Below are 13332 nucleotides of genomic sequence, written 5' to 3'. Positions count from 1 at the left end.
AAAGTGGCACTAGCTGCCAATTTAAATCTTGTTGGTAATACATCACCATAGGTTAGTTGTAACCCAACACAAACTTTTTCTCTGAGCCAAAGCTTTCTGGCATGGCGTTGCCAAACTCTTTGTTTATTAAATTCAGTGAGTGCTCTTGCTCAGCAAGTAAGTTTAAGATGCGGTTACGGTACTCTAAACTTGATTCAAATAAGTTTAGATCAACCAAAGGTTGTAAAGTGGCAAGTTTTTGTGTGAGTGTCATTTGTGACATTGTGCTCTCCTCGTGCTATTCAAAGCCTGTGAAACCTCAAGCTCTCTCTATGTATATAGCAGCTGTAGACTAAAATAGTTAATAATTAGCGCATATTGCGCATAAAGAACTTAGTATTTACCAAGTTTTCACCTATTATGCCGTGCTAAACTTAGTCACAACTGAACCAAACTGATTTTTACTAGGAATGTTAATTTATGACCCTTGCTGATCTGCAATCTGCACTATCGTTTGTTTTGTTCACCTACAATGATGTGCAAATTACTGTGCTTAAAGTAATTCAAGTCCCTTTGGCGCTGTTTTTAATGTGGTTTGTGGTCACCTGGATTGGTCGATTAATTAAAAAAGCGTTACTGGCAAAAAACTTAGGTCCTGACACGGTTCATCTATTCACCCGCATTTACCTGGTCGTTACCATAGCCGTTCTCGTTTTTACTTCGCTGGAAGTACTTAATATTCCTCTAACAGCTTTTGCATTTGTTTCTGGTGCAATTGCAATAGGCGTCGGATTTGGTGCGCAAAACATTATCAACAATTTTATCAGTGGTTGGATACTAATGTGGGAACGACCAATCCGTATTGGCGACTTTTTAGAAGTGGGCAATGCAAAAGGAGTCGTCGAGACAATTAATACTCGTTCAACTCGTATCCGCCGTAATGATGGCGTGCATATGCTTGTACCAAATAGTCACTTATTAGAGAACACGGTGACAAACTGGACATTGATTGACCGTAATGCACGTTCTTTTGTGAACGTTGGTGTTGCTTATGGTTCAGATGTTGTGTTGGTTGAGAAGCTAATGAAACAAATTCTTGATGAGCATCCAGCTATTTTAAAAACGCCAGCATCGTCAGTGTTATTTGATGACTTTGCCGATAGTTCTCTAACCTTTAGCGCTATTTTCTGGGTGTGTGCTGAATCAGAAGCGCCGCTTCGTCAAGTGCGAAGTGAGCTGCGTTTTAGCATTTATAAACTATTTGCAGAAAATAACATTACCATTGCTTTCCCTCAGAGAGATATTCATATCGATGGCGAGATAGCGTTAACGAGACGCAACAGCCAAAAATAAAAAAAGCGGCTCAGCCGCTTTTTTGTTATCGAAAGAATGAATAGTAACAATGAAACTAAGTAAACATAGGGTGGACAATTCCGTTAGTCCATAAAATAGCCGTCGCAGCTAAAATAATTACCAGTAATATTAGCCCACAAGTGACTACTGAACTGGCATAAATGAAGCCTCGCTCTTCAGGAATGTGCATTAAAATTGGCACTCCAGTGTAAAGCAAGTAAACAGAGTAAGCTAAAGCAACAAGACCAACACATACCACAAACCATAGCTCAGGTAAAAATGCGGCAAATGAAGACATAAACACCGGCGTTGCTGTGTAAGCTGCAAGCTCTAGAGTTTGTGTAAACGTAGGTTTTGCACCAAAGGTCACAGCCATCCAATGTGCTAAATAAGCAAGAGCAAAAACGCCCGCAATCAGTGCAAAGTACATCGCAACTGCGATAAGTAATGCACTATCATGGGTGAGGTATACTGCCTCACCTGAACCGATACTCCAGCCCAAATAAACTGATGAATAGTAGCCCATAATAGAAGGGATACAGGCAATTAATAATATATGCGATAAGCTATAGCGCAAGCTTTCGTGACGGTTATCAATTGTCTGCCATTCTTCGAGTGGGTGAGCGTACAAGCCCCATAAGTGGTTTAGAATCATAATTATTGCCCCTGTAAAAAAGGAATATGAGCTGTTTTATTTTTGTACAGCTTTGATTAAGTTATGGTTCAGTAATTAAGTCTTGTCAAGAAGCTGAAATAGACGAAATAGTCGATTAAATGTAACTCTTTAGTGCATATAGAAAATTACTTTGCACTGATGTGGGTCATGGAATGCGGACTTATTTATGTGGTAAAATCAAACCAAGATTTTTGATGAGAAGTTATTCTGTGCCTTATTCTGATTTGTTAGCACCCATTCATTCTTTTCTAAAGTGTGAAACACCCGATGAGTGGATTGCTGCGGCAACTAAAAAAGAAAACTTAGATATAGTTCTAATTGACCACTTAATTTGTGAATTAAAGGCCGCGCAAAGTGCGATGTTTTTAATTCGTAAGTACGCGGTTGATAAGCAAAGTAGTGACGCTTTACTTGAGTGGCTAAAACCATTTGAGACGCTTATTTATAAGCGAGAAGGGGATTGGCGTGAGCTTGCAGATAAAAACAAGCTAACTAAATCAATGATTCCAAAATCGAACTCACCTTATGGGCAAGACCTCATCGATAAAATGGTTATGTTGATTAAAGAAGAGCTGCATCACTTTTATCAAGTACTTGAGATCATGGATGAGTACGGTGTTGAATATAAAAGTATTACCCCATGTCGTTATGCAAAAGGTATGCTGCGCCATGTAAAAACTTACGAGCCAGATGCTTTAGTTGATAAGTTAATTATTGGTGCCTATATCGAAGCCCGCTCATGTGAGCGCTTTGCTAAATTAGCGCCACATGTAGATAAGCGTTTAGGTGATTTTTATATTTCACTACTGCGCTCTGAAGCCCGCCATTACCAAGACTATTTAACCCTTGCTCAAGAAATCAGTGAATTTGATATTACAGAGCGTGTTGAATTTTTTGGTCAGCTTGAAGCCGATCTTATTTCAACCCCAGATGAAGATTTTAAGTTCCATAGCGGTGTGCCTGCGTAAAAATAACCAAGAGCGCTTTCTTGGCGCTCTTTTGCTTCATCCTACCTTATACAATCCGTTTTCTTAATAATTAAGCCTTATCCTTGTCGTAGTTTATAATTTTTATTACTTTTCCGAGACTTACTTATTTTTATCTTCAGGGAAATATTTGTACCTTTAAATATTTTGTACTACGTTTGACCTAGATATCTATTAATGTTCGTAAAATAGAATCATAAGTTGTCAAAAGGAGACGTTATGCGTGATTCTAATGAGTTTTTCGAGTTTAAAGAGAGTGCTTCTGAACAAACGCATACTCAAAAAAAATGGAAAATATTAACGGTTGAAGACGACCTAAACTATCAACAAGCATTATTAAATAGTTTTAATGCTATATCTTTCGATGACAATCAGTCACTGGAGGTACTGACCGCGAATTCAGTGTCAGAGGCATCATCTGTATTATCCCGACATAAAGACATCGCTATTGTATTTCTTGATGTGGTGATGGAAGAAGATGATTCAGGCCTACGGCTTGTGAATACCATTCGCCATGTATTAGGTAACAACGATATACGCATAGTGCTATTAACAGGGCAGCCAAGCTTTGCCCCTGAACCACAAGTCATGCAATCGCTTGACATCGACGAGTATTGGAATAAGTCAGACATGACGGTAGATAAGCTTAAATCTATCGTTAGTAGCCACCTTCGTACTTATCAATACATTTCGCAAATCTCAAATGCTAAACAAGGGCTTCAGCTAGTACTCGATGCAGCAAGAAGCATTAATAGTAAACACGATATACGTGCGTTTTCCCATGCGGTGCTAGATGAGATAGGTAAAATTTTGCACCTATCTAAGGGAGGCGGCGTGTTATGTGTTGGTAATGAAAAGCACTTTGATAAACATCCTAAAGTTCTTACTAGTATCGGCTGCTTTAGGGGGCTTGATGGTAAAGACCTCAGCACAGATTTGCTCAGTGAAGAAGCACAACAATCCTATATTTTAGCCAGAGAAAAAAAAGAACACGTTTTCTCTGAGCATTATAGTGTTTTTTACTTTGATACCAGTGATGTTGATATTAGCTTCTACATCACGATTGTAAAATCAGATACGCCAATTGATGAGCATAATGTATTTTTACTCAAAGTTTTTAGTGAAAATGTCAGTACGGGCTTTTCGAATATCGCACTGATGAACCGCCTTACTGAGCTTGCATATACCGACATAACGCTAAATATACCCAATAGAAACTGGTTACAGCGCGAAATCGATAATATGAACAAATACGAACAGTCTGAAACTCAGCTAGTGGTATTTGAGATACTCCAGTTTGACGAAAAGTCTTTTCGGTTTGGTCATGAATTTTGTAAAAAAACACATCTCAAAATGCTCGAGAATATTTTGCAAGCATTGGCGCCGTATCACCCTCGTATTGCCGTATTTAAAAGTGATAGTTTAGGTGTTTTAGTTTCAAGTCATGCATTTGAAGATGAGAGTATTGTTGACTCTTTAAAACGTCAATCTTTTGAAATTGATGGAGTAAGGCAGTTTTTAGATGTGCGTATTTTAGTTATGCAACTAATCGCCTTTGAACAACATAATGCTGAGCAAATTTTTAACCTTGCAGAATCCACCCTTAACGAAGAAAACACACAGAGAGCTGAACTTCTTTATTATACATTAGACAATACTAAAGCTATTACACGGCGCTATGAATTGATGCAAGAGTTGCGCACCGCAATTCGTAGCAAAGAGCTCCAAGTAGCGCTACAACCCAAGGTTAATTTAACCACAAATGAAGTGGTTGGTTTTGAAGCACTGGCGCGATGGCAAAGAGACGATGGAACATTTGTTAGGCCCGATGAGTTTATCGAACTTGCCGAAACTGCGGGACTTATTAGTGAGTTGGATAAGCTTATTTTCGATAAGATAATGCAAACGATTAAGCAATTTGCAGAGCAGGGCATTAGCCTGCCAATTGCGTTTAATGCATCTACGTTTGATTTGTTAGCCGATGATTACTTTGTTGAGATTGCCGCACGCATTGAAGAGTATGATATATCGCCTTCGTTATTAGAGCTTGAAGTAACAGAGACTCAAGCGATTTTTGACTATGAAAAAATTAACGCATGCTTATGTCGTTTTGCGGGGTTAGGTATAAAAATTAGTATTGATGATTTTGGTACTGGCTATTCGTCGCTTGCCCATATTAGTGAAATACCTGCGCAAATAATAAAAATAGATCGCTGTTTTGTGACTAACATCCAAGAGTCAAAATCCAACCAACACATTATCGAAATGATTATGTTGTTGGCAGATAAATTTGGCTTTGAAGTAACGGCAGAGGGCATTGAAACAGAAGCCGAGCATAACTGGCTTATTGAAGCTGGGTGTAACATAGGGCAGGGCTACTATTATGCAAAACCCATGTTTTATGATGATGCATTGCAATGGCTAAAGGGCAGGTCTAAATAACTAGTATGGTAGAAGTAACAAGCCAATATAAGTCACTGAAAAAGAGTCTGATTTTTAAATTTATGGTCATGGCTGCTGTTAGCTTATTATTAAGCTTGATGGTTTATGTAATTCAATATCAAATACAAAAAAGTAGTGTCACGCTTTTGCAAGATAACACCTTACTTGCCGCTCACAACACCTTAAGCCGTGAGCTTGGTGATGTACGTAAAGTGGTTCAGTTGCTGGTAGCCGATGACATATTAAAGCAAAGTGATGAAATCGCATTACTTGAGGAACAGATACAAATCCATTTTGTGAACTTTGGTTTAGCAGCAGAAAACATTTCGCAAATACGTTGGTTAGATAGAAAAGGCCAAGAAAAGGTTCGGGTTAACTTTAAAACAGGGCAAGCAGAGCTAGTACCAAAACAACAGTTACAAAATAAAAGTAGCCGTTATTATTTTACCGAGGGAATGGAGCACAGTCAGGGTGAAGTTTATATCTCCCCAATAGATTTAAATGTAGAGCGCGGGGCTGTTGTTACACCCCATGAGCCGACATTGCGAGCATCTTATCGAACCACAAGCGATAACTTTGTATTAGATGGGCTAGTGGTTGTCAACTTTGACTTATCGAAAACCTTACAGCAAATAAAGTCACTCAGTACCTTACAAGCACAAATACAATTAATTAATGGTGAAGGTTATTGGTTATTACACCCTCAGAAAGAAAAAGAGTGGGGGTTCATGCGAGAAAAATCAATGCTGACATTAGGTAATGAAGATAGCCAATTATGGCAAGCAATTACCCAGCTGCCTAAATCTCAGGAGCTTATTGCATCACATAGTCATGCAACTAGCTTTTTAAAAATGAATTTAGGCAATAAAAACGCAGCTGGCACAAACGATATTGTTGTCCTAGTAGAGGCTGATGATTCGGTGCAAAACGAGATTATTTTACGATCTTTTATTATAGCGTTAGCTTGTGCTGTTACCTTAATATCAATTTCTGGTTTGTATCTGAAACGTAGTTATCGAGATCAGCGTAAAATTATAAAAGCCAGATCACACCTAGAGCAAGAGCAGCAAGAACTGTTAGCTGCCAATACCAAATTACAACGTTATATAAAGCAGCAACATCAATTACAAGGTGAGCTTATTGAAGCGCAAAGGTTGTCATCACTTGGTTTAATGGTGGCAGGTGTAGCTCATGAAATGAATACGCCACTCGGTGGTGCTGCAATTTCATTATCGAATGCGCAATTAATTAATCAACAACTCAAAGATAAAATAGATGAAGGCTTCACTAAGCAGTTCTTAGAGTCTAGCGTTGAAAAAATTGACGACAACCTATTGATATCAAGGGTTAATTTAGATAAAGCTATCTCTCATGTTAAAAGCTTTAAGGAAATGGCACATGACCGCTCAAATGATCAGCTCGTTAGTTTTAATATCGAAAAAGTCATCAGTGATCTATTACTTGGTTTAAAGTCTCGCTTTAAAGCCTCACAAGTAACAATAGAAACTTACATCGATGTCAAAAAAGATATCACGAGTCGTCCTGGAGTTATCTCGCAGGTTATCGAGAGTTTAATCGTTAATGCAGTTTCTCACGCTTTTAACGAGCTTGATGACAAACTGATTCAATTACATGTTTATTTAAATCAACAAGGTGACGTTTGTATTACTATTTCTGATAATGGCTGTGGTATTGATGACTCATTACGTAGCAACTTATTTGATCCCTTTGTTACAACATCTCGAAAGCATGGCCACACAGGGTTAGGTTTGTACCTTGTACATGAGTGGGTTACGAGTGTTCTAAACGGAAAAATCCAGCTAGTTGCAAATACTGACTTACCTGAGGGTATAGCAACGAAGTTTAAAATCACTTTGCCAATCGTGCAGAAGAGCACGATTAGTTAGAGTAGGCTTGCTCGTATAGTTGCGTAATATGACTCATTTCACTTTCATTCAGCTCATATCGCTCCAGTATCTCTAAAAGTTTACCAGACGCCATAATCGCTTTTAGGCCTAAATATAAACTTTGTTGAAAAAGCTCCCCTTGAGGGTGTTTTTTTTCGGTGATTACATGCAATTGTTGAGTTGCAAGGTAAGGAGTGATTATTTCTAACTCTGTTGGCTTTGCTTGCTTTAAGCGTTCGCTATTCTCGAGCCAATACAAGGCAACTTCTTTAGTGCCTGCTACTAAATCAACACGACCATGCTTCAATAATAATAAGCTTTCAATTAAGCTTCCTGTTGTTGTCACACTCAATTCTGGGTGATGTTCAAACTCTTCACTAACTACATAGTCTTCACCTTTACTAATTGTATAAGGCTTTAATGAATATAGTGAACCTGTGTAGGTTACTTTGTTATCAACACGCTTGAATAAAACGGTATGTGCAGTTGCCAAGGATTGCGAATATGTAAAATTTCTTGCACGTTGCTCGGTATAAAATGCCCCCAGCACCGCTACTCGTTTATGGCGCTTTGCGAGTTTTAATGCCCGAGCCCAATGGGTGTGTTCAATGGTGGCTTTTTGTTTTTGGGTTTTAAGCGCTGCAATTATAACTTCGTGAAGCCAGCCAGGCTTACTTGAGTTATCAATAAAATAAGGAGGATAAGGCTCTGTTACCAATTGCCAAGTTTGACAATTGATTGAAAAACTAAATAGTAAACAGCAAAAAAAAAGGCTCAACCGACTAATCATAGATAATGCGTTTTTTACAATAATAGTTAAAGCATAGTTAAAATGTCAGCGATTTAAAGGGAGTGTGGACTAGTTTTTGTTGCTCGGGCGTAACTCTTAAATATGAACCTTGCTCATACCAGTCACCTAAGACGGTGCGCGTCAAAGTTTTATCGGCTAGATTATAATGGTGCACATTTGGGCGGTGGGTATGACCGTGGATCATATTCGTAACTTGATGTTTTTCGAACATGGCTAATACCGCATCCTCAGTAACATCTAGAATTTCTAACGCTTTGCCAGCTTGGCTTTGTTTTGATTTTTCTCGGGCGTTGCGGGCAATTTTCTTGCGATACCAAAGCGGCATAGCGAGCATTAATTTTGGCCACCACCAACCACGACTTTTTTTACGAAACTTTTGGTACTCAACATCTTGAGTACACATTTCATCACCGTGCAGGATAACTGTGGGCGTCCCGTATAGATCAATAACAACCTGCTCAGGTAATAAAGTCATACTCGCGCTTTTTGCATAGTCTTCGCGCATTATGAAATCGCGGTTGCCATGAATAAAAAACACCTCAGTACCACTTTTGCTTACTTGGCGTAAACGTGCGGCAACAATCTTTGAAAGCTCAGTTTGATAGTCATCACCGACCCATACTTCAAAAAAGTCACCCAAAATATACAGCGCATCAACGTCATCATTAATAATCTTACTATCAAGAAAATTAAAAAATGCCGCAGTAATGTCTGGGCGGTTTTCTGTTAAATGGAGATCGGCAATAAAATAACTTTGTTTCATGGTTACTCGCAAAAAAGCGGGCAATGGCCCGCTTAAAATGACTAAACGATTAAATTAGCTAACCGTTACTTTTTCGATGATTACATCTTCAAGAGGTACGTCTTGGTGGAAACCAGCGCTACCTGTAGCAACACCTTTAATTTTGTTAACCACGTCCATACCTTCAACAACTTCTGCAAACACGCAGTAGCCCCAGCCTTGTGATGTTTCACTGCTGAAGTTTAAGAAGTCGTTGTCGTTAACGTTAATGAAGAACTGCGCAGTCGCTGAATGTGGATCCGGCGTACGTGCCATTGCTAATGTACCTACTTTATTAGCAAGGCCATTATTTGCTTCATTTTCGATAGGGTTGTTCACTTCTTTTTGCACCATACCTGGCTCAAAACCACCGCCTTGTACCATGAAACCATCAATTACACGGTGGAAGATAGTACCGTTGTAAAAGCCAGAGTTTGCATACTCTAAGAAGTTTTTAACTGTGTTTGGTGCATCGCTTTCGTGCATCTTGATAGTGATGTCACCAAAGTTTGTGTGTAGTACAACCATGAGGTTTCCTATATCTGGTTTAATAATGGGGCTATTTTATAGTAGTTGCCTTGGATTAACAAAGTGCTTATTCAGTTGATAAAGCGCTAGAGCGGCGGCTTTGCAAGTGTTACCATAGAGAATCTCGAAACACCGTTAAGGACATTTTATAAATGGTACAAATTTACAACACACTTACGCGACAAAAAGAGCAGTTTAAACCCCTTGTTGATGGCAAAATCGACATGTACGTGTGTGGTATCACTATTTATGATTACTGTCACATCGGTCATGCTCGCACTTTTGTAGGTTTTGACGTGATTGTTCGTTACCTACGTCACATTGGCTACGATTTAAAATATGTACGTAACATCACCGATGTTGACGATAAAATCATTAAGCGTGCTAACGAAAATGGCGAGTCAATTAATGATTTAACGACTCGTATGACTAAAGCGATGCATGAAGATTTCGACAGCTTAAATATGCTGCGTCCTGATGTTGAGCCAACAGTGACAAACCATATGGATGAAATCATCGCTATGGTTGAGCGTTTAATTGCTAAAGGCCATGCCTATGTTGCTGCAGATGGTGATGTATTGTTTGATGTTTCTACATTTGAGCAATATGGTGCTTTGTCACAACAAGACCTAACTATGCTACAAGCAGGGTCACGTGTTGAAGTTGCTCAAGATAAGCAAGACCCACTTGATTTCGTGCTTTGGAAAAAAGCTAAGCCAGGTGAGCCTTCATGGTCATCTCCTTGGGGTGAGGGTCGTCCTGGTTGGCATATTGAATGCTCGGCAATGAGCTCTAAGCACTTAGGCGAACACTTTGATATTCATGGTGGAGGTTCAGATTTACAGTTCCCGCACCATGAAAACGAAATTGCTCAGTCATGCTGTGCAAATAACGGCAAGTACGTAAATACGTGGATCCACACAGGTATGGTTCAGGTTAATAAAGAGAAGATGTCTAAGTCATTAAACAACTTCTTTACCGTACGTGACGTATTAAAAGAGTACGATGCTGAGTCAGTTCGTTACTTCTTAATTTCAGGCCACTACCGTAGTCAGCTTAACTATTCACAAGAAAACCTTGAGCAAGCGCGCTCTTCTCTTGAGCGAATTTACACTGCACTGCGTGGCGTAGCACCAATTGAGTGTGATTTAGCCAGCAATGAATATGTGGCTAAATTCAGAAAAGCGATGGATGATGACTTTAACACACCAGAAGCGCTACCAGTGTTATTTGAATTAGCAAAAGAGCTAAATCGTGTGAAAGATAGCGATGCAGAGCAAGCAGGAAAACTTGCTTATGTATTGCGCAGTGTTGCAGAGGTACTAGGTGTGGCACAACAAGATCCAGAAGCCTTTTTACAAGGTGGTCAAGCTGATGACGAAGTTGCACACATCGAAGCGTTAATTGCAAAACGTAATGAAGCCCGTGCTAGCAAGGATTGGGCGGCTGCTGATGAAGCGCGCGATGCTCTTAATGCGCTTGGTGTTGTACTAGAAGATTCTGCTGGTAAAACAACATGGCGTAAAGCATAAGCCTCAATTGAGACATTACCCATCAAAAGGTTGCCAACGTGGCAACCTTTTTTGTTTTTAGATGGTATAGCTATTGACCTCAACTTTGCTTGAGGTTTTACATTGGCATCTCTTCGTATTAACAAGGACAGACTTTGAATATTATACTTGCCATGATCCCCGCCTTCTTATGGGGCACCACCTATGCAGTGACCAAATATGCCACACCTGATTGGCCGCCACTTTTATTAGGCGCATTGCGTGCTTTACCTGCAGGATTATTACTTTTATTGCTTAAGCCTAGTTTGCCGACTCGTTCGCAGTGGCCCAGTTTACTGACTTTAGGTGCTGTGAATATAGCGCTGTTTTTTGCCTTTATTTTTATTATGGCAGTCAACCTTCCAGCAGCAATTGCAGGTGTGGGAATGGTTTCAGTGCCTGTTGTCGCTTTATTATATGCATGGCTTGCTAAAGGGCAGCGCCCAGCAAAAGTTCAAGCATTCTGCGCTATGGCATTGGTCGTGCTTGCATGGCTATTATTTGATCCCGCTTATGTGGCATTGAATGTATTAGGAGTTGCGGCTTTATTTGGTGCCTTACTTACTATTGTAATTGGTAGTACCTTAGTACAAAGCTTGTCTGTGCATATACATTGGTGGGTCGTACTTACTTGGCAATTAATCATTGGAGGCAGCCTATTATTGCTTGCTGCTTTTATTGATGGAAGTGTGCTAAACCCAGAGCAATACCAAGTAGTATTTGAGCCTATTTCAGCGCTTCAATATACTGCGCTATTTTGGTTAATCGTTCCCAATACAGCCATTGCCTATACTCTGTATGTTTGGTTATTAGGGCGCATGAGTGTAGCTGAGTTTTCATTTGGCACCATTGCCAACCCAATAGCGGGAATAGTGTGTGCTGTTGTGCTCATAAACGAACAGTATCAAGACTGGCAATACCTACTGATGTTTTTGATGATCATATTTTCAGTGCTACCTCAGATGTTAAAGCTAAGATTGTTAAAGCAACAAACAAGCTAATAAAAAAGGGCTGCCAATTGGCAGCCCTTTTACTAAAGTAATTTTTCTTAGCTGTGATAATTTTCACAAGCTTCAAGCGTGTTTTCGATTAAGCTTGCCACTGTCATCGGGCCAACACCACCAGGTACTGGTGTAATGAAATGTGCTTTTTGTTCAGCAATATCGTATTCAACATCACCAACAAGCTTGCCAGATTCAAGACGGTTAATGCCCACATCGATTACGATAGCACCTTCTTTAATCCAATCACCCGGAATGAACTCAGGTTTACCAACCGCAACAACTAATAAATCAGCGCGGCGAACATGCGTTTCTAAATCTTGAGTAAACTTATGACATACCGTGGTTGTACAGCCAGCAAGTAATAGCTCAAGTGACATAGGGCGACCAACAATGTTAGACGCACCAACAACGACTGCATGCATACCTTTGTAGCGAACACCGGTAGAGTCGAGTAGGGTAATAATCCCCTTTGGAGTACATGGACGAAGTGCCGGCATACGCTGAGCTAAGCGACCAATGTTATAAGGGTGAAACCCATCAACATCTTTATGTGGTGTGATGCGCTCAAGAATTTTTTCAGCATCAAGACCTTGCGGTAAAGGCAATTGTACTAATATACCGTCTACTTCTTTGTCTTCGTTTAGTTGATCTATTAATGCAAGTAAGTCTTGCTCAGTCGTGTCGCCAGGTAAATCGTAAGACTTAGATATAAAGCCGACTTCTTCACATGCTTTACGTTTAGAACCAACATACACTTGGCTAGCCGGATCTTGACCAACTAACACAACTGCTAGTCCTGGAGCGCGTAATCCATTCGCTACACGCTCTGCAACTCGCTCTGCTACATTGCTGCGTACTTGTTTAGCTATTGCCTTACCATCGATGATGTTTGCCGTCATGGGTGACCTTTAATTGGGGTTAGTTAACTTGATACTGATACATCTAAATATGATTATCCAATGAAGGGGGCGTGGATACACAAATCATGTTTGTTTGATCATATTTATTTATATTGCGTATTTTCGCAGAAAAGCATCATAGCGCCAAGATGCAATCTTATATAAAGCGCTACTTTATAAAAAAGAGTTCAAATTTTAGCTTATATTTGCAATATTTAACCATTATGAACTAAAAGTGACCGATTGAATTATTTTCTTAAAAAAATGTTTGACCTAACTCGGTCAAATCACTATTATGCACCCCGTTGTTAACGAGGTAACTCGCAAACAATAGTAAGCATCGGCGATTAGCGCAGTTTGGTAGCGCACTTGGTTTGGGTCCAAGGGGTCGCAGGTTCAAATCCTGCATCGCCGAC

At 39.7% G+C, this 13332-nt stretch carries 12 protein-coding genes and 1 tRNA gene; 7 read left to right on the top strand and 6 right to left on the bottom strand.

Going from position 1 to position 13332, the window contains the following annotated elements; all coding sequences use genetic code 11:
• Window positions 1-52: 52 nt before the first annotated feature.
• Window positions 53-262, bottom strand: a complete 210-nt coding sequence (locus HCZ11_RS06865) for a hypothetical protein (protein ID WP_054561957.1) — start codon at window positions 260-262, stop codon at window positions 53-55.
• 197 nt (window positions 263-459) lie between these two features.
• Between HCZ11_RS06865 and HCZ11_RS06860 the strand changes: the two genes are divergently transcribed.
• On the top strand, window positions 460-1332 hold the full coding sequence (locus HCZ11_RS06860; RefSeq protein WP_167657991.1) for a mechanosensitive ion channel family protein: 873 nt from the start codon (window positions 460-462) through the stop codon (window positions 1330-1332).
• 55 nt (window positions 1333-1387) lie between these two features.
• On the opposite strand, the gene HCZ11_RS06855 is transcribed toward HCZ11_RS06860, so the two are convergent.
• The gene (locus HCZ11_RS06855; RefSeq protein ID WP_130050971.1) at window positions 1388-1987 is read right to left on the bottom strand and encodes a Yip1 family protein; all 600 of its coding nucleotides are present in this window, start codon (window positions 1985-1987) and stop codon (window positions 1388-1390) included.
• Between the two features lie 230 nt (window positions 1988-2217).
• Between HCZ11_RS06855 and miaE the strand changes: the two genes are divergently transcribed.
• From miaE to HCZ11_RS06840, 3 genes are all read left to right on the top strand, one after another.
• On the top strand, window positions 2218-2976 hold the full coding sequence (gene miaE, locus HCZ11_RS06850; RefSeq protein WP_167658126.1) for a tRNA isopentenyl-2-thiomethyl-A-37 hydroxylase MiaE: 759 nt from the start codon (window positions 2218-2220) through the stop codon (window positions 2974-2976).
• Between the two features lie 237 nt (window positions 2977-3213).
• Window positions 3214-5436, top strand: a complete 2223-nt coding sequence (locus HCZ11_RS06845; protein WP_167657990.1) for an EAL domain-containing protein — start codon at window positions 3214-3216, stop codon at window positions 5434-5436.
• A 5-nt stretch (window positions 5437-5441) separates the two neighbouring features.
• Window positions 5442-7343 (top strand): sensor histidine kinase, encoded by a 1902-nt coding sequence (locus tag HCZ11_RS06840; protein ID WP_167657989.1) that lies wholly within the window; start codon window positions 5442-5444, stop codon window positions 7341-7343.
• Here HCZ11_RS06840 and HCZ11_RS06835 read toward each other — a convergent pair.
• From HCZ11_RS06835 to HCZ11_RS06825, 3 genes are read right to left on the bottom strand one after another with little or no spacing between them, the layout of a single operon-like run.
• The gene (locus HCZ11_RS06835) at window positions 7336-8121 is read right to left on the bottom strand and encodes an ABC transporter substrate-binding protein (protein WP_167657988.1); all 786 of its coding nucleotides are present in this window, start codon (window positions 8119-8121) and stop codon (window positions 7336-7338) included. The two genes, HCZ11_RS06840 and HCZ11_RS06835, sit on opposite strands and share 8 nt — an antisense overlap.
• Window positions 8122-8170: 49 nt before the next feature.
• Complete coding sequence (locus HCZ11_RS06830) at window positions 8171-8917, bottom strand: UDP-2,3-diacylglucosamine diphosphatase (RefSeq protein ID WP_167657987.1); 747 nt, start codon at window positions 8915-8917, stop codon at window positions 8171-8173.
• A 54-nt stretch (window positions 8918-8971) separates the two neighbouring features.
• Entirely contained in the window at window positions 8972-9463 is a 492-nt protein-coding gene (locus HCZ11_RS06825; protein ID WP_062569843.1) for a peptidylprolyl isomerase, read from the bottom strand.
• Window positions 9464-9615: 152 nt separating this feature from the next.
• On the opposite strand from HCZ11_RS06825, the gene cysS reads away from it, so the two are divergent.
• Complete coding sequence (gene cysS / locus HCZ11_RS06820; protein ID WP_167657986.1) at window positions 9616-10995, top strand: cysteine--tRNA ligase; 1380 nt, start codon at window positions 9616-9618, stop codon at window positions 10993-10995.
• Between the two features lie 134 nt (window positions 10996-11129).
• Window positions 11130-12014 carry a DMT family transporter gene (locus HCZ11_RS06815; protein WP_167657985.1) on the top strand — a complete coding sequence of 295 codons (885 nt, stop codon included), beginning with the start codon at window positions 11130-11132 and terminating at the stop codon, window positions 12012-12014.
• Window positions 12015-12061: 47 nt separating this feature from the next.
• Here HCZ11_RS06815 and folD read toward each other — a convergent pair whose 3' ends face one another.
• Window positions 12062-12916: a bifunctional methylenetetrahydrofolate dehydrogenase/methenyltetrahydrofolate cyclohydrolase FolD gene (folD, locus tag HCZ11_RS06810; RefSeq protein WP_130050991.1), complete on the bottom strand. Its 855-nt coding sequence runs from the start codon at window positions 12914-12916 to the stop codon at window positions 12062-12064.
• Window positions 12917-13257: 341 nt separating this feature from the next.
• Here folD and HCZ11_RS06805 point away from each other — a divergent pair.
• A tRNA-Pro gene (locus HCZ11_RS06805) sits at window positions 13258-13331 on the top strand.
• The last annotated feature ends 1 nt before the right edge of the window (window position 13332 follow it).

The sequence above is a fragment of the Pseudoalteromonas sp. HF66 genome (assembly GCF_011806445.1).
Classification (GTDB): domain Bacteria; phylum Pseudomonadota; class Gammaproteobacteria; order Enterobacterales; family Alteromonadaceae; genus Pseudoalteromonas; species Pseudoalteromonas apostichopi.
Note: the sequence above shows the minus strand (reverse complement) of the source record. Positions and strands in the feature narration are given on the sequence as shown.

Coding starts and splice junctions, on each gene's coding strand:
- HCZ11_RS06840 (WP_167657989.1), top strand. CDS start 5,442: ATGGTAGAAGTAACAAGCCAATATAAGTCACTGAAAAAGAGTCTGATT.
- HCZ11_RS06855 (WP_130050971.1), bottom strand. CDS start 1,987: ATGATTCTAAACCACTTATGGGGCTTGTACGCTCACCCACTCGAAGAA.
- HCZ11_RS06845 (WP_167657990.1), top strand. CDS start 3,214: ATGCGTGATTCTAATGAGTTTTTCGAGTTTAAAGAGAGTGCTTCTGAA.
- HCZ11_RS06830 (WP_167657987.1), bottom strand. CDS start 8,917: ATGAAACAAAGTTATTTTATTGCCGATCTCCATTTAACAGAAAACCGC.
- HCZ11_RS06865 (WP_054561957.1), bottom strand. CDS start 262: ATGTCACAAATGACACTCACACAAAAACTTGCCACTTTACAACCTTTG.
- HCZ11_RS06860 (WP_167657991.1), top strand. CDS start 460: ATGACCCTTGCTGATCTGCAATCTGCACTATCGTTTGTTTTGTTCACC.
- folD (WP_130050991.1), bottom strand. CDS start 12,916: ATGACGGCAAACATCATCGATGGTAAGGCAATAGCTAAACAAGTACGC.
- cysS (WP_167657986.1), top strand. CDS start 9,616: ATGGTACAAATTTACAACACACTTACGCGACAAAAAGAGCAGTTTAAA.
- HCZ11_RS06825 (WP_062569843.1), bottom strand. CDS start 9,463: ATGGTTGTACTACACACAAACTTTGGTGACATCACTATCAAGATGCAC.